The 16,059-nt window shown below is 60.0% G+C and carries 21 protein-coding genes; 13 read left to right on the top strand and 8 right to left on the bottom strand.

What is annotated here, in order from left to right:
• Positions 1 to 307: 307 nt before the first annotated feature.
• Complete coding sequence (locus E4656_RS15065; RefSeq protein ID WP_135484121.1) at positions 308 to 646, bottom strand: helix-turn-helix transcriptional regulator; 339 nt, start codon at positions 644 to 646, stop codon at positions 308 to 310.
• Positions 571 to 1,269 (bottom strand): class I SAM-dependent methyltransferase, encoded by a 699-nt coding sequence (locus E4656_RS15060; RefSeq protein WP_135484120.1) that lies wholly within the window; start codon positions 1,267 to 1,269, stop codon positions 571 to 573. The genes E4656_RS15065 and E4656_RS15060 overlap by 76 nt, the downstream gene beginning before the upstream one ends.
• 158 nt (positions 1,270 to 1,427) lie before the next feature.
• Here E4656_RS15060 and E4656_RS15055 point away from each other — a divergent pair, with 158 nt between their 5' ends.
• The 4 genes from E4656_RS15055 (at position 1,428) to E4656_RS15040 (ending at position 3,803) form a co-directional block, all read left to right on the top strand.
• A complete protein-coding gene (locus E4656_RS15055) occupies positions 1,428 to 1,859 on the top strand; it encodes an Rrf2 family transcriptional regulator (RefSeq protein ID WP_135484119.1) in 432 nt (143 codons plus the stop codon).
• A gap of 111 nt (positions 1,860 to 1,970) precedes the next feature.
• Positions 1,971 to 2,369 (top strand): PadR family transcriptional regulator, encoded by a 399-nt coding sequence (locus E4656_RS15050; RefSeq protein ID WP_205849228.1) that lies wholly within the window; start codon positions 1,971 to 1,973, stop codon positions 2,367 to 2,369.
• A 119-nt stretch (positions 2,370 to 2,488) separates the two neighbouring features.
• The gene (locus tag E4656_RS15045) at positions 2,489 to 3,667 is read left to right on the top strand and encodes an MFS transporter (RefSeq protein ID WP_135484118.1); all 1,179 of its coding nucleotides are present in this window, start codon (positions 2,489 to 2,491) and stop codon (positions 3,665 to 3,667) included.
• Positions 3,645 to 3,803: a hypothetical protein gene (locus E4656_RS15040; protein ID WP_205849241.1), complete on the top strand. Its 159-nt coding sequence runs from the start codon at positions 3,645 to 3,647 to the stop codon at positions 3,801 to 3,803. Before E4656_RS15045 ends, E4656_RS15040 begins: the two co-directional genes overlap by 23 nt.
• A 19-nt stretch (positions 3,804 to 3,822) precedes the next feature.
• Here the strand turns inward: E4656_RS15040 and E4656_RS15035 are convergent, their stop codons facing one another.
• A complete protein-coding gene (locus tag E4656_RS15035) occupies positions 3,823 to 4,419 on the bottom strand; it encodes a TetR/AcrR family transcriptional regulator (protein WP_135484117.1) in 597 nt (198 codons plus the stop codon).
• A gap of 177 nt (positions 4,420 to 4,596) precedes the next feature.
• Between E4656_RS15035 and E4656_RS15030 the strand changes: the two genes are divergently transcribed.
• A complete protein-coding gene (locus E4656_RS15030) occupies positions 4,597 to 5,646 on the top strand; it encodes an MBL fold metallo-hydrolase (RefSeq protein ID WP_240753994.1) in 1,050 nt (349 codons plus the stop codon).
• 90 nt (positions 5,647 to 5,736) lie between these two features.
• Complete coding sequence (locus tag E4656_RS15025) at positions 5,737 to 6,663, top strand: oxidoreductase (RefSeq protein ID WP_205849227.1); 927 nt, start codon at positions 5,737 to 5,739, stop codon at positions 6,661 to 6,663.
• Between the two features lie 29 nt (positions 6,664 to 6,692).
• Here the strand turns inward: E4656_RS15025 and E4656_RS15020 are convergent, their stop codons facing one another.
• Positions 6,693 to 7,193, bottom strand: a complete 501-nt coding sequence (locus tag E4656_RS15020) for a carboxymuconolactone decarboxylase family protein (protein ID WP_135484115.1) — start codon at positions 7,191 to 7,193, stop codon at positions 6,693 to 6,695.
• A 153-nt stretch (positions 7,194 to 7,346) separates the two neighbouring features.
• Here E4656_RS15020 and sigJ point away from each other — a divergent pair, with 153 nt between their 5' ends.
• On the top strand, positions 7,347 to 8,246 hold the full coding sequence (sigJ, locus tag E4656_RS15015; protein WP_205849226.1) for an RNA polymerase sigma factor SigJ: 900 nt from the start codon (positions 7,347 to 7,349) through the stop codon (positions 8,244 to 8,246).
• Here sigJ and E4656_RS15010 read toward each other — a convergent pair.
• The gene (locus tag E4656_RS15010) at positions 8,212 to 9,132 is read right to left on the bottom strand and encodes a LysR family transcriptional regulator (protein ID WP_135484114.1); all 921 of its coding nucleotides are present in this window, start codon (positions 9,130 to 9,132) and stop codon (positions 8,212 to 8,214) included. The two genes, sigJ and E4656_RS15010, sit on opposite strands and share 35 nt — an antisense overlap.
• Before the next feature lie 106 nt (positions 9,133 to 9,238).
• On the opposite strand from E4656_RS15010, the gene E4656_RS20270 reads away from it, so the two are divergent.
• The 6 genes from E4656_RS20270 (at position 9,239) to E4656_RS14980 (ending at position 12,950) form a co-directional block, all read left to right on the top strand.
• Positions 9,239 to 9,460: a DUF1127 domain-containing protein gene (locus E4656_RS20270; RefSeq protein WP_167856086.1), complete on the top strand. Its 222-nt coding sequence runs from the start codon at positions 9,239 to 9,241 to the stop codon at positions 9,458 to 9,460.
• Positions 9,461 to 9,781: 321 nt separating this feature from the next.
• The gene (locus E4656_RS15000) at positions 9,782 to 10,621 is read left to right on the top strand and encodes a VOC family protein (RefSeq protein ID WP_135484112.1); all 840 of its coding nucleotides are present in this window, start codon (positions 9,782 to 9,784) and stop codon (positions 10,619 to 10,621) included.
• Positions 10,614 to 11,180 (top strand): dihydrofolate reductase family protein, encoded by a 567-nt coding sequence (locus tag E4656_RS14995; RefSeq protein ID WP_135484111.1) that lies wholly within the window; start codon positions 10,614 to 10,616, stop codon positions 11,178 to 11,180. The genes E4656_RS15000 and E4656_RS14995 overlap by 8 nt, the downstream gene beginning before the upstream one ends.
• A gap of 10 nt (positions 11,181 to 11,190) precedes the next feature.
• The gene (locus E4656_RS14990; protein WP_135484110.1) at positions 11,191 to 11,595 is read left to right on the top strand and encodes a hypothetical protein; all 405 of its coding nucleotides are present in this window, start codon (positions 11,191 to 11,193) and stop codon (positions 11,593 to 11,595) included.
• Between the two features lie 3 nt (positions 11,596 to 11,598).
• Positions 11,599 to 12,420 carry an AraC family transcriptional regulator gene (locus tag E4656_RS14985; protein WP_135484109.1) on the top strand — a complete coding sequence of 274 codons (822 nt, stop codon included), beginning with the start codon at positions 11,599 to 11,601 and terminating at the stop codon, positions 12,418 to 12,420.
• Positions 12,421 to 12,440: 20 nt separating this feature from the next.
• Positions 12,441 to 12,950, top strand: coding sequence for a Gar/GrdA family gentamicin resistance ATP-binding protein (locus E4656_RS14980; protein ID WP_135484108.1), 510 nt, complete (start codon positions 12,441 to 12,443; stop codon positions 12,948 to 12,950).
• Between the two features lie 11 nt (positions 12,951 to 12,961).
• Here the strand turns inward: E4656_RS14980 and E4656_RS14975 are convergent, their stop codons facing one another.
• From E4656_RS14975 to E4656_RS14965, 3 genes are all read right to left on the bottom strand, one after another.
• A complete protein-coding gene (locus E4656_RS14975) occupies positions 12,962 to 13,576 on the bottom strand; it encodes a LysE family translocator (protein ID WP_135484107.1) in 615 nt (204 codons plus the stop codon).
• A gap of 76 nt (positions 13,577 to 13,652) precedes the next feature.
• Entirely contained in the window at positions 13,653 to 14,468 is an 816-nt protein-coding gene (locus E4656_RS14970; protein ID WP_135484106.1) for an AraC family transcriptional regulator, read from the bottom strand.
• Complete coding sequence (locus E4656_RS14965) at positions 14,468 to 15,940, bottom strand: aminotransferase-like domain-containing protein (protein WP_135484105.1); 1,473 nt, start codon at positions 15,938 to 15,940, stop codon at positions 14,468 to 14,470. Before E4656_RS14965 ends, E4656_RS14970 begins: the two co-directional genes overlap by 1 nt.
• Positions 15,941 to 16,059: the final 119 nt, after the last annotated feature.

The following is a 16,059-nucleotide window of genomic DNA, read 5'->3' as shown; positions in this document are numbered from 1 at the left end:
GGGGAAGTCGTCCAGTTCATAAAGATACTATCGCTCGGGGCGCTCATCTCCCAGTGTTGCCCAGATCAGCGCTGGCCCCACCCTGGCCGAATATAGTGACGCTCGGGCTACTGACCACCGTGCCATCATCCGGCGAGGTGAAATTGAGCGTACATTCCGATGCCTTTGCGACCCCCGACCCAACAACAAAAAAGATCGAAGACAACACCCATGCCCCTACCGTCCTTTGCATGACTCTGTCCTTGGTAATCTGCGAAGTTCAGAGTCAGGCTAGTGCATCAACGGGTCGGGAACACTATCCCCAGGTTCAGTCTTGTTCAAAGTGTGAAACCGTAGACAGAATTTTTGCCAGGCGCTTCCCATCTTCACCCGGTGGGTAGCCAAACAGCCTTTTGTATTCCCGGCTGAATTGCGAGGGGCTGTCGTAGCCAACAGCATAGCCCACGGCTGTGACGTTTTTGCTGGCGCCCATCAGCATTGAGCGCGCCACCTGCAGGCGAAGCTGTTTCTGGTACTGAATCGGGGTCAGGGTGGTGATTGCGCGGAAATGCCGATGAAACGAGGTTACGCTCAGCCCGCTTTTATGCTGTACCAACCGCTGATCATGAACGCCTGAAAGAACCACACAGGCATATCGATGCCACATTGTTCAAGCAGCGCTGCCGTTTCTGCTGGCGAGATAACCGCAAGCTGTTCGCGCAGCACCACGGGAAGATTGTCCAGTGATTCGGCGCTGGCACCCATCAAGGATTGCACGGTTTCCCAGTTTTTCAGCATCAGGGGAAAGGCATCGGCGCTCAGGTCGTAGCTGATTTCTGCGCTGACCAGGAAGCCGTTGGCGCGCAAGCGCTGCCACATGGCCTGATAGAAAGCGGGGCGGTCTTCACGCTTCACAAAATGCGCCACCAGAATGTTCAAGACGATGTCGAAGCTTTCGTCTTCGGGTACGTCCTGAACATAGCCCTGAATCAGTTCGCAGCGCTCCCGCACGCCGGCCTGCTCAAGCCTGTCGCCACAGACCTCGAGCATGCCCCGGGCGGGATCGACGCCGACAAAGGTCCATTCCGGGAATGACTGCGCCAGTGACAGTACTTCAGCACCGGTTCCAACGCCCACACACAGCACACGAGCGCGGGCAGGCGCACGCTGCAGAACAAGGGCGGTCAGGAAGTGCAGGGTATCGGCAATGCTCGACAGGGGCCGGTTTTTTTCGTCATAAGCACCAGCAGTGCCAGAGAAATGCTCGATCACGGGAGAATCGGTTGTCATTGGAACGCCTCTCACAGGTTGACCATGAACGCACGGTGGGCGACCAGACCCACAGAGCAACAAAGTAACTTTTATTGTTACATGATAGCGCGAAAGGAGGCAACACATGTAACCCGAACAGTGTCATGATAAGCTGCGCAGGTTGATACAGGTGAACCATGAGAAAAGACAGCAGACTGTCCCGGGTGCTGCACATACTGGTGCATATGGCGGCCATTGACCGGCCGGTCACGTCCGAAGAGATGGCAGGGATGATATCCACCAACCCCGTGGTGGTGCGCCGTACCATGGCACTTTTACGCAAGGCGGGTTATGTCACTTCAGCCAGGGGGCACCATGGCGGCTGGCAACTGGCGCAGCCTCTCGCCGACATCACACTGCTGGATATCCACCATGCGCTTGGCGAGGGCAGTGTTTTCACCATCGGCCTGACCGACGAGCACAGCCACTGCGTGATTGAGCAGGCCGTCAATGCCGCCCTGAAGGACGTCATGGATGAGGCCGAGGCATTGATGCTGCAACGATTTGGCCAGATCACGCTGGATCAATTGGGCACGGACAGAATATCCCACTATTTGCACAAGAGCTGATCGCCGATCGCCGATCACCTCTACCGCCTAGAACACCAGCCCCGCAATTTCGCATACCAGAGTTGTCTGCCTGCTTGACACCTCGAACACCAAGGCATAGAGTTCAACCTCATGAACGCAGCAACCCGATCAGCCCGTGCCGGTAACCGCCAGGTGCCGGACTACAGTGACCCGAAGTATTGGCGCGGCACCATAAAGATGTCGTTGTCCAAGTTCTTTGTGCTCAGCGTGCTGCACCGCAAGCCCATGCACGGTTATGAGGTGGTGCAGGCGGTCGAAAAGAGCACCAGCGGCTGCTGCAGCCCGTCGGAGGGCACCGTGTACCCCATGCTCAACGAGTTCGAGGCGGGCGGCTATCTGAGCGCCACCAGCGAGGTGGTTCAGGGCCGGTCACGCAAGGTGTATGCACTGACGGACAAGGGCCGGGAGGCGTTCAAGGTGGCGGTGGACGCCTGGCTGGAAGCTACCGACTGCATTGTTGCCAGCAAATCAGCCGCTGAGCGCCGCTGAAGAGAGGGATACAGCATGGCTTTTTTTGTGACTATATATTTTATGACCACATACATCGATGATCGATGCCTAGGTGGTCAACGCATTGACGCAAGAGGCCTGCCCTGGAGATGTCGCCCATGAGCGCGCAACGCCAGGTGACCATTACTCTGGGCCTGACACAAACCCTGGCCTGGGGCTCCACCTATTACCTGCCGGCCATTCTGGCGGTGCCCATGGCACGGGATCTTGGTGTATCAACCGGTAGTGTCTTTGGCGCTTTCTCTCTCGCCCTGATCATTACAGCCCTTCTCGGCCCTGCCGCCGGCCATCGGATCGATCTGCACGGCGGCAGGGGGTTGCTCGCAACCTCCAGCCTGCTGTTCGCCATCGGCCTGCTGGTTCTCGGTCTGGCTCAGGGGCCGGTCATGCTCTGGGTCGCCTGGGCGATCATTGGTGTCGGCATGGCGGTAGGCCTCTACGAAGCGGCCTTTTCCACCCTGACTGGCCTGTATGGGCGCCAGGCGCGCGGCCCCATTACAGGCATAACCCTGGTCGCAGGGTTTGCCAGCACCGTGTGCTGGCCGCTGACCGGCTGGATGGATGCCGAGTTCGGCTGGCGGGTGGCCTGTCTTGTCTGGAGTGCGGCGCATCTGTTGATAGGCCTGCCGCTCAACCGCCTGTTGCTGCCCAGAACGGTTCAGGCCGACCAGAGTCGCCCCGAGCAACAGCCGCCTCACCAGGTCGCGCCACGCCTTACGATGTTCCTGTTGGCACTGGTGTTCACCATTACCTGGGTTCTCAGCACCGCCATGGCGGCGCACCTGCCGCGACTGTTACAGGAAGTGGGCCTGACCGCCACCGCCGCCATTGGGCTGGCAGCATTGGTCGGGCCAGCCCAGGTGGCCGCCCGACTGCTGGAGTTCTCCCTGTTGCGGCGCTTCCATCCGCTGTTTTCTGCGCGCCTGGCCTGCGCTGCCCACCCGCTGGGCGCTGTGGCCGTACTGACCTTCGGCGCCCCGGTGGCCGCCCTGTTCACTCTGCTGCACGGCGCCGGCAACGGCATTCTGACCATCGCCAAGGGGACGCTGCCGCTGGCCATTTTTGGTCCCCAGGGTTATGGCCGACGCCAGGGCTGGCTGATGGCGCCGGCCCGTTTCGGCCAGGCGTTCTCCCCGTTTCTGTTCGCCCTGCTGATCGAACGGCTCGGCAGCGGCGCTCTGGCTGTTTCCGCCGCGCTCAGCCTGGTGGCGCTGGGCGCCCTGTCTCTGCTTCAATATCTGACGAGGAATGACTATGCGCCTGCGCACACTCGCTGACCCCGACCATCTGCCCGCTCTTGATCAGCGTTTTGCCCACAGGAATCCGACTGCGGGGCTGGTGCGCACCACCCTGCTGATGCGCCCCCATGTCGATACGCTGACGGACCGGTACTCCGAACGCAAGGCGCGGTAAAGCGCCGGCCATTGCGGACTCAGCGAGCGCGGTATCGGGCGAGAAACATGTCGACAGACTGCTGTATCACGTACTGCTGCCGGGCCATGTCCGGCGCCTCAAGGCCGTACAGCTGCGGGTAGAAGATAAAGGATTTGAGCAGGGCGACAAACTGCCGGGCGGCCAGGTCGATGTCTTCGATGTCCAGCACACCGGCGGCCACCGCCTGCTGCAGAAACCGGTCCAGATAGACCATGCAACCAAGCTTGCCGGAGTTGAACTGCTGGGCGAGCTCCGGGCGCTGCAGCATGTGCATGAAGGCAACCCGAGCCAGGCTCAGAACCTGCTCGGAGGAGAGCAGTCGGGCCTCCTGCTCGGCGATACTGCGCAGTTGAACCTCAATATCCTGTTGCGGGTCAAACACCACTTCCTGCTCTTCAGCCAGGGGCTGCTGCATTTGCTGCAGAATGGTGTGGAACAGCGTTTCCTTGGTGTCAAAGTGGTTGTAAACGGTACGTTTGGAGACCCTGGCCTGGTCTGCCACCTGGTCCATGCTGGTCTTTTCGACCCCGTGTCTGCAAAACAGCCGTTCTGCTGCCCGCAGGATACTCAGGCGTTTCTGTTCTGAAAGTTTCATGGCTACCTCTGCACTCGGGTCCCAGTATAAACCCTTGCGATGAAATATACACTGGGCGGTTTACTTTTCATTATCAACATGTAAACTGCACGGTGTAGTTTATTTGTTGAATTCTAAATGAACAGGATACTCTGAATTATGTTTCTGGGTTTTGTCCTGACTATGGGAGGGTCTTCCATGCACAACCAAATGGTCGTACGCAATGAGCCGATGCGGAAAAACTTCCGCAACGGTCGATTCCGCAATGAAGAAGCAATGCCACTGGGCACCTCCGCAACCTTCTTCGGTCTGCTGAAGCGCTTTATCATGGAACGCAAGGTGGATGCCTCCCCGGATGAAGCACTGCCCGTGCGGGACCTTGACCAGGAGCAACTGCGGCAACTGCCCAATGACAGCCTGTTTGTGATCAGGCTGGGGCACTCTTCGGTGTTGCTGAAGGTCTATGGCGAGTTCTGGTTGCTGGACCCGGTGTTGTCAAAACGGGCTTCACCCTTCTCATTCATTGGCCCCAAGCGTTTTCATCGCCCGCCGATCACTGTCGCTGACCTGCCGCCGATTGACAAGGTGCTGATTTCGCACAACCACTATGATCATCTCGACAAGGCCACGATCCGCCAACTCAAGGGCAAGACCCGGCAATTTCTGGTCCCTCTGGGTGTAGAAAAGAACCTGATCGATTGGGGTGTTCGTCCAACAGACATTCTGTCATTTGACTGGTGGCAGGAACTCAATGTCGGCCAGGGACTGATCGCCTTCACCCCGGCGCGCCACTTCTCCGGCCGCGGCCTGAACGATGGCAACAGCAGCCTGTGGGGCTCCTGGGTCATCAAGACACCCGATGAAAGCCTGTTTTTCAGTGGTGACTCCGGTTATTTCCATGGCTTCGGACAGATCGGCCGGCGTTATGGCCCCTTTGATCTGACCATGATCGAAACCGGCGCCTACGACCGGGACTGGCCCGAGATTCACATGACGCCGGAACAGAGTGTGCAGGCGAACATCGATCTGCAGGGGCATACCATGATGCCCATCCACAACGGCACCTTTGATCTGGCCTTCCATGCCTGGTATGAGCCCCTTGAACGAGTCGCCCGGGTGGCTGACGAAAGGAATGTTCGGCTGGCGACGCCCGTGCCGGGTGACATTCTGAATATGCGTCAACTGGTGACCGGTACGCGCTGGTGGCAGTCACTGATGCCTCAGGAGCGCAGTTTGGCCAGCGCCTGAACCATCAAGGTCACCCGGCTGACAGGTGCCGGCATCACCTTGTTCATGTGAATTTTACATCAAGCCATGTCTTCTCACTTGGGAGCACCCATGATCAACAACTTCACAGCAGCCGATGTGCCCAACCAGGACGGCAAGACAGTCTTCATAACGGGCGCCAATACTGGCATCGGATTCGAAGCAGCAAAAGAGCTGGCCGGGAAAGGAGCACGAGTGTTGCTCGGGTGCCGCAACGCAGAGAAGGGGGAAGCAGCGATAGCCAATATCCTCGCGACCTATCCAGACGCTGATACCAAGCTGGTTATGTTGGACCTGTCTGATCTCTCAAGTGTGAGCACAGCGGCAGCGGTCGTTTCTCAGGAACCGAAGCTCGATGTTCTTGTCAACAATGCCGGGATCATGTGGAATCCAAAGGCAATTACCCAGGATGGCTTCGAGTCTCAGTTTGGCGTCAACCACCTCGCGCACTTTGCCCTCACCGGGCATCTGCTGCCGAAGCTCCTGGCAACGCCGAACAGCCGAATTGTGACGGTCTCCAGTATCGGTCACAAACTGGGTAAGGGTGAGCTGTTCCTGGACGACATCAAGGCAGAAAAGGACTACCACCCACGGAGGCGTTACTATGCCAGCAAGCTTGCCAACCTGCTCTTTACCTATGAACTTGACCGCCGGCTGCGCCAGAAAAACGTCTCTGTCATGGCCGTTGCCTGTCATCCCGGCATGGCCTCTACCGAACTCTACCGCTACGTGGACGGTTTCATAGGGATACTGCTCCAACTGGTTGTACCGCTACTCAAACCATTTATGAACTCATCAGCACAGGGAGCCTGGCCTACACTCCTCGCTGCCACGGCAAAAGACGTTGAGGGAGGGCAATACTTTGGCCCTGGGAGACGAAGTGAAGGAGCCGGCCCTGCACAGCAGGTAGATTCAAGCCCCGCAAGCAAAGACCTGGAGAAGGCAAAGCGTTTGTGGGATTTTTCCATCGAGATGACGGGGGTTGACCCGGGAGTCTGAACATGCCATCCAGTGCCAGGCGCGGCACTTTACGCACGCAGCCTGGCCAGTGCCTGAGCCAGAAAACCATCCAGATCACCCGGCTGATAGGTGCCGGTATCTCGCCCAAAAGCCACGCTCAAGCGGTTCCAGCCGTTGATGGCCACAATGGCAAAGGTTAGCTGCAGGATGGTCTGGGGTGAGTAGTGTTGCGTCAGGGCCTGATAATCCGCATCCAGGTCCTGGCCGACATGCAGCTGCGTCAGCGCCTCGGCCCAGGCCAGCGCCGCACGCTCGGCCTCGGTATACACATCGGCCTCCCGCCACACCGGGAGCAGATACAGGCGTGCCGGCTTTTCTTCCAATGCCTCAAGGTCCAGCGTGTGCATCTCCACACAGTAGGCGCAGCCATTCAACTGTGAAGCGCGCAGCTGTACCAGCTGCATCAGTTGCGGGTCCAGCCCGCTGTGGTGCACATAGCCACTCAGCCCGGACAGGGCGGTGAGCGGTTCGGGGGCGGCGTGCTTTAAATAGTCCAGACGTACAGTCATGATGGAATGCTCCTTGAATCGGTATTTTGCCGGTATTGGCCTGACCAGGACGTGTGGCGCTATCGATATGTGACAAGACGTCTTCCCTCCGCGTCCTGTCACATTTTCTGGCGCTCAAACGTCTGTGCTGCAAAGATGCAATGGACCGACTTCGTGAACAGCAAACTCATGAGCACCATCGATACCTATCAGGCCACCCGCACCCGCCTGTTCGGCCTGGCCTATCGACTGCTGGGCAGCCGCGTGGAGGCAGAAGATGTCGTACAGGAGGCGTGGCTCAAGTGGCGGGCTGTCGATACCGCCGGGTTGAGTGATCCGGAGGCCTGGCTGGTCACCGTGGTCACCCGCCTGGGCATTGATCGACAGCGCGAGTTGAAGCGTCACCGCGAAACCTACAAGGGGCCCTGGTTGCCCGAGCCGCTTCTGGATGAGACAGAACAGGATGCCGAGGCCACGATGACCCTGGCATCGGATCTGTCCATGGCCTTTCTGGTCACCCTGGAAGCGTTGAGTGCAGAAGAGCGTGCGGCTTTTCTGCTGCGTGAAGTGTTCGACTACAGCCATGAAGATATTGCCGGCATCCTGAACAAGACCGCCGCCGCCAGCCGCCAACTGGTGAGCCGAGCCCGGGCCCGGCTGCGCGATGAACGGCCGCGCTATCGCGTTGACGCCGACCAGCAGCGCCAGGTCGTTACCCGCTTTATCGATGCCATGATGAGCGAGGACAGCGAAGCCTTTGCCCGCCTGATGGCCGAGGAGGTGTGCTGGGTCGCGGACGGTGGCGGCAAGGCCCAGGCAGCGAGTCAGCCGGTGCATGGAATCAGAGCCGCAACGCGAATGGCCATGGGCCTGGCGCGCAGTTGGCGCGGGCGCTGGCATGTCACTCTGGTGCCGGTCAATGGTCAGCCGGGCGCAATACTCTGGGTGGACGGCGAAGTTCGCTCAGTGACGGTGCTCGAAACGGAGGGCGGCCGGGTGCTCCGCATCTACTCGGTGGTCAACCCTGACAAGTTGCCCTTCAATCGACAGCTTCCACCTCTGCCGCCAGGGTAGTGCTGTCCTGCCAGAGCCGGCTGATCATTTCGACAACGGCGGTTATTGGCTTGCGCTCTGCCTGATCCCGACGCACCACCAGGTTGAGGTTGGTTGTGGTCGGTGGCCCAGCCAGGATACGCACACTGCCCCGGTCCGCCCAGTGCTGTGCCATCTCCTTCTCCACCACGCCATAACCCAGGCCTGCCCTGATCATGGACAGGGTGACATGCTCGTCTTCTGAAGTGGACACCACCCGGGTCTGCTCGCGCTCAAAACCGATGATGTCGGGCATCATGTGCGATATCGGGCACTTGTCGGAGGCCCAGATCCAGGGCAGTGACCGGCGCTCTTCCGGATCGGACGGCAGGGCACTCAGCTCGCTGTCGGGCGGGCCGACCACGCAGAACTCGACATCCATCAGCCGCATGGCTTTCAGGACGTCATGCTTCGGATCACCGTACATGAAGCCCAGATCCATCTTGCCCTCGCGCACCTGGTCGACAATCAGATAGGAATTGCTGGTAATCAGCTCCAGCTGCGCCTCGGGCAGTTCCTGCGCCGCCTGACGCAGCAGCTGGTCGACTTTCAGATATTCCGGTGGCGCATTCAGCCCCAGCACCAGCGTCGTCGGCGCTTCACAGCGCAGTGTGCGGGCAATCTCGTCCAGCTCCGCGATCTGCATCAGGGCCTGACGGGCCGAGGGCAGCAGCTTGCGGCCTTCGGGTGTGAGCTCCATGCCCCGGCTGGACCGATCAAACAGGGGCAGGCCGAACTGGCCTTCGAGTTGCCGCAGGTGTTCGCTGACAGCCGAGGGCGTGGTGTGGCGCCGCCGGGCAGCCCGCGTCAGGTTGCCCTCGTCGGCCACGAGCACGAACGAGCGCAGTTTATCCAGCTTTATGTTCATGTTTTCTGAACGCCGCCTTCATTAAAGACTGATGGATAGTACCACTACAGAGCAGTTTAATAGCAATTGCAGGCCTGCCTCAATTCATATTTCATGAGGTTACGTTATGAACAACCTACGCTATTGCTCTGACCACCCATCCAAAGCTGCAGTGCCCTTCCCTGAGCGCGTCAGGGCGACTTTCAGGGAGTGGCAACGGCGCCACAATATCCGTTCACGGTTGCGCACGGAACTGCAGGAAATGGATATCGCCCGCACCGAACAGGATGTGGGTTTGCCAACCGGGGAGCTGCGTCATGAAGCGACCAAGCCATTCTGGAAAGCCTGACGCCTCCACCCTGCTGCGCCGTTTGTGGGTCAGCCTGGTTCGTTACCGTCGCAACCGGCAGAGGCGGCCAGACGTCTCAGGGCTTTCAGACAGGTTGTTGCGCGATATCGGGCTGGATCGCGCCGGGGTCGACGGGCTGTCCGACCCCTCCATAATGCCCCATCACAGAGATGACCTGAGGGATATCGATATTTGGCGCTAGCCGCACGCATGCAGTGAAGGAAGCACTCTCGCCTGTTCCCCTGGCGTCGTTTTTGTTCAATAGTTGCGCAATGCACTGGAGTAAATTCGGCGGGGAAGTCATCGCGAGAGGAGATCAGCATGAACGACAACGCAGAAACCAAACCCATCACGCCCTGTCTCTGGTTTGACGGCGATGGTGAAGACGCCGCCCGTTTCTACTGCGACCTGTTTCCAGACGCGCGTATTGTCGCGGCCACCCCGGTGGCCGTGGATTTCGAGATTGCCGGCCAGCCCTTTGTGAGCCTGAACGGCGGGCCGCAGTACAGCCCCAACCCGTCCATCAGTTTTCGCTATGTCTGCAGCGACGAGGAAGAACAGCAAAGGCTGACAGCGGGCCTGGCAGCCGGGGGACAAGTCCTGTCCGAGCGCGCGGACGTCTTCTGGCCCCAGGACAGCGTCTGGGTTCAGGATCGCTGGGGCGTGGCCTGGTATCTCCTTGTTGATGCCAGTGCCCGAGAAGCGCAACGCATAGTGCCGGTGCTGCACTTCGGTGGTGACCAGCGTGACCGGATGGACGAGGCACTGGAGCTTTACGCCTGCCTGTTTCCCCGGATCAGGCCGGGTGACAGCAACGGTGCACAGCGCTACGCCGCTCTCGAGCGAAAGGGACAGCAATGCCTGCTGATGGAACTGCCCGGCCCCAAAACGTTCGACTTTGATGAAGGCGTTTCACTGACGGTCTACTGCGAAACCCAGGAAGAAATCGATCGGTACTGGCGAACCCTGAGCACCGGGGGCCAGGAACAGATGTGCGGCTGGCTACGGGACCGCTTCGGGGTTGCCTGGCAGATTCTGCCCTCCATCCTGCCGGAAATTCTCAGTGACCATGATACTGCACAGAAAGCCTCCGAAGCGCTGATGGAGATGAAGAAAATCAACATCGAACAACTGATCAGAGCGGGGAAGGGCTATGCGTAAACTGATTCTGCAGCACTATATGTCTCTGGATGGGTACATCGCCGACAAGGAAGGCGGTGTCGGGTTTATTGCCGAGTACGCGGCCCTTGGTGATCGCACCTACATCGAAGATGCCGAAGCTTCGCTCGACTCGGTGGACACCTTGTTGCTCGGCGCCAAAACCTACAAGCTGCTCGAGGCGTACTGGCCCCATGCTGGCGGCGCGGAGGCCAGATTCGCAGAAAAGCTGAATGCACTGCAAAAGGTCGTGGTCTCCAACAGGCTGGAACGGGCCCCCTGGGGCAGTTTTCCTGCAGCCACATTGGTCGCCGACCCCGTTGCGGCAGCTAGTGAGCTGAAGCAAGGCACCGGCGCGTCGATCCTTGTATGGGGCAGTGTATCGGTAGCCCAGCGTCTGTTGAATGCCGGCCTGGTCGATGAAATACAGGTTCGCCTGTGCCCGTGCGTTCTCGGGGAGGGCCATCGTCTGTTTGACGCACCGCAATGGATGGAGCTGACCGAAACGCACCGCTTTGAACACGGGATGCTTCGCCTGTGTTATCGACCGCGATCGGCGTAGGAGCTTGTTCATGATACGCACAGTTTCTCGTTCGATTGGTGCAGTCGTGGGCGGGCTGTTGGTGACTGCGATACCGGCCACATTGATTGATATCCTGCTGGAAAGTACAGGCGTGTTCCCGCCGCCGGACCAAGGGCTGCATGTCACCTGGATGATAGTTGTGGCGCTGTTTTACCGTACTCTGTTCATGGTAGCAGGCGCGTATCTGACAGCGCTGATCGCACGGCAAAAACCCATGCTGCATTGCCTGATTCTGGGTACCATCGGAATGCTGATCACTCTGATCGGCATGAGCGTCATGATTGACCGGGCGCCCCTGTGGTTTCCCGTCACGCTGATGCTCTTGATCTATCCATCCGTGTGGCTTGGCGGAGTATTGGCCGACCGCAGACGAAAGGCGAACGCCTGGGGATAACAGATGGACCATGGCTATCATCGTCCAGGCTCGGGTACTGCGGCCTACCTGAGCACCCTGCTGACCTGGCACTACCGGTCGTCAGGCGAGCCCGGCTGGCCGGTGCTGCCGGCCGGGGTTTCGGCCTTTGTCTGTCTGGGTGAGGCAGGGGGCAGTTGCCGGTTCTGGCTGCAGAGCCAAACCCTGTCACCTCGCGATTTCGAGCTTCATGGCAACGAATGCCTGCTTGCTGCGGTTTTCTTTCGTCCATTCATGGCGGCTCCCGTGTTCGGGGTGCCGGTGGACCGACTGATGCAGGGACCTGTTTCGCTGTCGGAAGTCGATTCAGACGCCGCCGACCAGTTGACTGCTGCGCTGAGCGCCCTGGCAGCAAAACCGGATGCCGCGGCAGCCGGCCTGTGCGAACTGGTCGAGGGCTATCTGCTGCGGCGCATTCACCGCAACCGGGAGCTGTGCGAGATCATCCGTCAGGCCGTCGACATGATCCTGACTCACCCCGAGCAGGACACCCTGCGCGAAATAAAGGACCTCTGCGCAGTGAGTGATCGCCGACTGCAACGACTGTTCAATACCTATGTCGGGTTGAGCCCCAACCGGTTCAGGCGGCTCTGCCAGTTCCAGCAATCTTTCCAGCAGCTTCAGCACGGCGGTGCAGAGGACCTGACGGACCTTGCACTGCAAGCGGGTTACGCGGATCAGAGCCATTTCAATCGCAGCTTTCGGGAGTTCACCGGGCACTCGCCCGGTGGTTACCTGAAAAACGGGCTGCGGGGCTTGCCAAAAAACAGAAAAAGAGAGAACAATTCCAACCCTCGGGACAAGTGAACAACAAGGACTCACTGCACATGATCATTGTCTTCAATGGCCCGCTCGGCATCGGCAAATCGACGCTCGCCGAAGCGCTCTCGGAAAGCATCGACAGCTGCGTGATGCTGGATGGCGACCATCTCGTCGCCGCCAACCCACCCCCAGCCGATGAAACAGAGTACTTGCATGCGACAATCGCACTGCTGGTCGCGCACCATCGGCGCTTTGGCTATCGCCACTTTGTGATCAATCACCTGTGGTGCACCCCCGAGGCACTCGCCGACCTGCGTACCCGGCTGCTGGACGTCGACGCCGATGCCGATATGCGCTGCTTTCTCCTGACCCTGCCCAGGGCAGAAAACCTGGCGCGGATCGAGCGGCGCCAGGGTGTACGGGCCATCGACGAGACGGAGTTCGAGCTGCAGACGGTCGCGGAAGAGCGGGAGATCCTGTCGCAGGCCACAGGCGGCGAGCTGGGCGAGCTCTTTGATGTCTCGGCGCCACCCGAAGAGCTCGTCGCCACACTCCTGCGTCGCCTGGAGCTATAGCCCGAAAGCGCTCAGGACAACGCACTGGCTGCCAGTTGAACGGCAATCACCACAAAGGCGCCTGCAAAACCCAGACGCATGCCCAACTGTACTCTGGGACGACGCATCAGGGCCGAGCTGAACAGGGCCGCAAACCAGCCATAGAGGGCAAACACAAGCAGTGTCAGCCCCATGAACCACAGGCTCAGCCCTATAAGCTGCAGCGTCACCGGGCCATCGGCAGCGGTTACAAAGGCCGGCAGAAAGGCCAGGAAGAAGACCGACAGTTTGGGGTTGAGCAGATTGATCACAATGGCATGCCGAATGATCTGGCTGCCGTGACGCTCGGGTGCCTGGCCGTTTGCGGGCATCAGGCCGTTGCTGCGCAGCATCGAGGCCGCCATATACAGCATATAGGCTGCACCCAGCAGCGCCAGCGCTGAAAACGCCTGCGGGCTGGTATGAAAAACAGTCGCCGCCCCCGAAATGGCCACCGCCATATGAACCAGCAGACCCAGGGTACAGCCGAGTGCGGCATGGAAGCTGGCCAGACGTCCCTGCGCCAGTCCGATAGCGACCGTGTAGAGCGAGCCGGTACCCGGCGTGGCGATGATGATCAGAGACGTCACCAGAAAATCTGCAGACATGATCGGCTCCTTGCAATTGGATCCGATCAGAATGCTCTGACATCACGGGGAAATATTGGACGATATTGCGCGCCGCTCAGGCCGTGGCAGCGCGCTGCCAGCGGCCCGGGGTGATACCGAACTGGTTCCTGAACACCCGGTTCAGATGGCTCTGGTCCGAAAAGCCTGCGGCAAGGGCGGCCTCGGCGATTGGCAGGCCCTGGCTGATCAGACGCCGGGCCTGATTGACGCGCAACTGGGACAGATAGGCATGCGGCGTAATGCCCAGTTGTGCCTTGAACGCCCGGATCAGCTGAAAACGGCTGAGATCTGCCTGGCGAGCCAGATCCCCCAGCGATACAGACATCTCCGGTGCATCATGCAGGTATTCCAGCACCGGCTTCAGGTTGGGGGCCGCACAGCCCCGCCTGGCAGGCTGCGCGCCCAGTTCCGCAAACAGGCTGCAGACCAGCAACACCAGTTGCTCCTCCCTGCTTTCAGTTGAACATGCCGGGTTCGCCAGGGCGCGGAAAGCCGCCCGAAACTGCCCTGCCAACGCAGCGTGGCGGAAAACCGGCCGGGTCAGCTCTGCCTCGGTACAGGCGCCCTCCTGCGCCAACTGAGCCGGAAACCGGTCCGGGTCCAGATAGATCATGTGCCATTGTCGACCACCGTCCGTCAGCGCACTGCCATCATGCATTTCACCCGGGTTGACGGTAATCAGATCCCCGGCGACGGCCTCCACCTGGCCACGACCACTCCATGACCGCTGCGCGCCGCGAACAATGTAACCCACGCCATACTGGTCATGGGAGTGGCGCGGAAAGCTGTGATCAGACCTCAGCGTCAACGCCTGCACGCCCGGCAACCCGGTACAGTGGCTTATGGCCTGGTGTGTTCCGGCTGCAGCCATCACGACACCTCCGAAGGCAGCCGCTGGCTCACCGGTGGCACGGCAATGGCTTCCTTCACCCAGGCACCGAGCTGGGCAATGGCCTGTTTGCGTTCGTCGGTCCAGGGCTGGGCAAAGATGATGCGCAGACAGTGCTGGTAGCGGTTGTCGACGGCAAAGAGCTCCCCCGGCGAGAAGGCAAAGTCATGCTCGCGGGCCCGGTAGTAAAGTCGGGTGGCGTCCACATGGCGCGGCAGTTCCAGCCACAGGCCGATGCCACCCTGGGGGCGGGCGGCCTTCGTTTCCGGGGGAAAGTGTTCTGCCACCAGGTCGGTCAGCTCTGCCAGCCGACTGCAGTAAAGTTCACGGCAATGGCGCAGGTGGCGGTCATACTGGCCCCCCGCCATCAGTTCGGCGGCTGCCAGCTGTGGCAGCTCCGGCAATGACAGGGTGGTGATGTACTTCTGGTGCAGCACTTCGTTGTAGTGCCGTCCGGGCATGATCCAGCCCACCCGCAGTTGCGGATCAATGGACTTGGACAGCGACGAGCAGAGCATGACGCGGCCATCACGATCAAAGGCCTTTACCGCCGTGGGCCGCTGGCCGGTAAAGAATGACATTTCGCCGTAGATGTCGTCCTCGATCATGGTCAGATCATATTTTCCCAGCAGGTCGACCAGAGCACGCCGCTTGGCCGTGGGCATGCAACTGCCCAGCGGATTGGAGAAACTGGGCACGCTGATCAGGGTCCTGATCGGCCACTGCTCCAGCGCCAGCTGCAGCGCTTCCAGACTGAGGCCATCCGAAGGGTGCGACGGTATCTCTATGGCCTTCAGGCCATAGGCCTCTATCATCTGCAGGAAGCCCAGATAGCAGGGCGACTCCACGGCCACCACATCGCCGGGTCTGGTGGCCACCCTGAGCGCCAGCGAGATGGCATTCTGGCAACCCACTGTCACAATGATATCATCGGCAGACACCGTCAGCCCGGCATCCAGCGACCGCAGCGCAATCTGCCTGCGCAGGGGTTCTGCACCATCCAGTGCCCCGTAGCCGCCGTTGTGCAGGAATTTGCCCTCCCGGGACAGGCGGGCGAAGGTGCGTCTCAGTGTTCTGCCAATGTTCGTGTCCTGAGCCGGCATGGCGGTGCTGAAATTAAGGCGACCACGTTTGCGGGTATCGATCAGATCCATCATCAGCGGGCTGATATGCGCCGGTACCGGCCGCGCCGGCGGGCTGCAGATGGACGGCTCCGAGAGCTGTTCACGCGCCTGGTGCAGCACAAAATAACCCGACTTGGGGCGCGCCTCGATCAGCCGCAGACGTTCCAGCCGTTCATAGGCGGCGAGCACGGTCGACACGCTGACCGATTCACGCTCGGCCAGCTTGCGTACAGACGGCAGGCGTTCACCGGGCTGAAACAGCCCCTGCTGAATTTGCTGTTGTACCCGCTCGGCAAGGCCCTCATAGAGCACTGACTCGGTCACTGTCATATCAATCTGTAATGCCTCGATTAGCGCTCATTCAATCTGTTATGCCAGTTCTGACAGCACAGGTTAACAGTGCACCCGGCTGATGAACCGGCACAGTTGAGCACATTATGACCATAACA

The sequence above is a fragment of the Natronospirillum operosum genome (assembly GCF_004768465.1).
Lineage (GTDB): Bacteria > Pseudomonadota > Gammaproteobacteria > Pseudomonadales > Natronospirillaceae > Natronospirillum > Natronospirillum operosum.
This window is presented reverse-complemented; position numbering and strand designations above follow the sequence as displayed.

Bases quoted from the DNA above. Each gene is read 5' to 3' on its own strand.
- E4656_RS15040 (WP_205849241.1), top strand. From the start codon at position 3,645: ATGCGCCTGCGCACACTCGCTGACCCCGACCATCTGCCCGCTCTTGAT.
- E4656_RS14970 (WP_135484106.1), bottom strand. From the start codon at position 14,468: ATGGCTGCAGCCGGAACACACCAGGCCATAAGCCACTGTACCGGGTTG.
- E4656_RS15030 (WP_240753994.1), top strand. From the start codon at position 4,597: ATGCACAACCAAATGGTCGTACGCAATGAGCCGATGCGGAAAAACTTC.
- E4656_RS15010 (WP_135484114.1), bottom strand. From the start codon at position 9,132: ATGAACATAAAGCTGGATAAACTGCGCTCGTTCGTGCTCGTGGCCGAC.
- E4656_RS15050 (WP_205849228.1), top strand. From the start codon at position 1,971: ATGAACGCAGCAACCCGATCAGCCCGTGCCGGTAACCGCCAGGTGCCG.
- E4656_RS14975 (WP_135484107.1), bottom strand. From the start codon at position 13,576: ATGTCTGCAGATTTTCTGGTGACGTCTCTGATCATCATCGCCACGCCG.
- E4656_RS15025 (WP_205849227.1), top strand. From the start codon at position 5,737: ATGATCAACAACTTCACAGCAGCCGATGTGCCCAACCAGGACGGCAAG.
- E4656_RS15020 (WP_135484115.1), bottom strand. From the start codon at position 7,193: ATGACTGTACGTCTGGACTATTTAAAGCACGCCGCCCCCGAACCGCTC.
- E4656_RS14990 (WP_135484110.1), top strand. From the start codon at position 11,191: ATGATACGCACAGTTTCTCGTTCGATTGGTGCAGTCGTGGGCGGGCTG.
- E4656_RS15035 (WP_135484117.1), bottom strand. From the start codon at position 4,419: ATGAAACTTTCAGAACAGAAACGCCTGAGTATCCTGCGGGCAGCAGAA.
- E4656_RS14985 (WP_135484109.1), top strand. From the start codon at position 11,599: ATGGACCATGGCTATCATCGTCCAGGCTCGGGTACTGCGGCCTACCTG.
- E4656_RS15055 (WP_135484119.1), top strand. From the start codon at position 1,428: ATGAGAAAAGACAGCAGACTGTCCCGGGTGCTGCACATACTGGTGCAT.
- E4656_RS15065 (WP_135484121.1), bottom strand. From the start codon at position 646: ATGTGGCATCGATATGCCTGTGTGGTTCTTTCAGGCGTTCATGATCAG.
- E4656_RS14980 (WP_135484108.1), top strand. From the start codon at position 12,441: ATGATCATTGTCTTCAATGGCCCGCTCGGCATCGGCAAATCGACGCTC.
- E4656_RS15000 (WP_135484112.1), top strand. From the start codon at position 9,782: ATGAACGACAACGCAGAAACCAAACCCATCACGCCCTGTCTCTGGTTT.
- E4656_RS14965 (WP_135484105.1), bottom strand. From the start codon at position 15,940: ATGACAGTGACCGAGTCAGTGCTCTATGAGGGCCTTGCCGAGCGGGTA.
- E4656_RS20270 (WP_167856086.1), top strand. From the start codon at position 9,239: ATGAACAACCTACGCTATTGCTCTGACCACCCATCCAAAGCTGCAGTG.
- E4656_RS14995 (WP_135484111.1), top strand. From the start codon at position 10,614: ATGCGTAAACTGATTCTGCAGCACTATATGTCTCTGGATGGGTACATC.
- E4656_RS15045 (WP_135484118.1), top strand. From the start codon at position 2,489: ATGAGCGCGCAACGCCAGGTGACCATTACTCTGGGCCTGACACAAACC.
- E4656_RS15060 (WP_135484120.1), bottom strand. From the start codon at position 1,269: ATGACAACCGATTCTCCCGTGATCGAGCATTTCTCTGGCACTGCTGGT.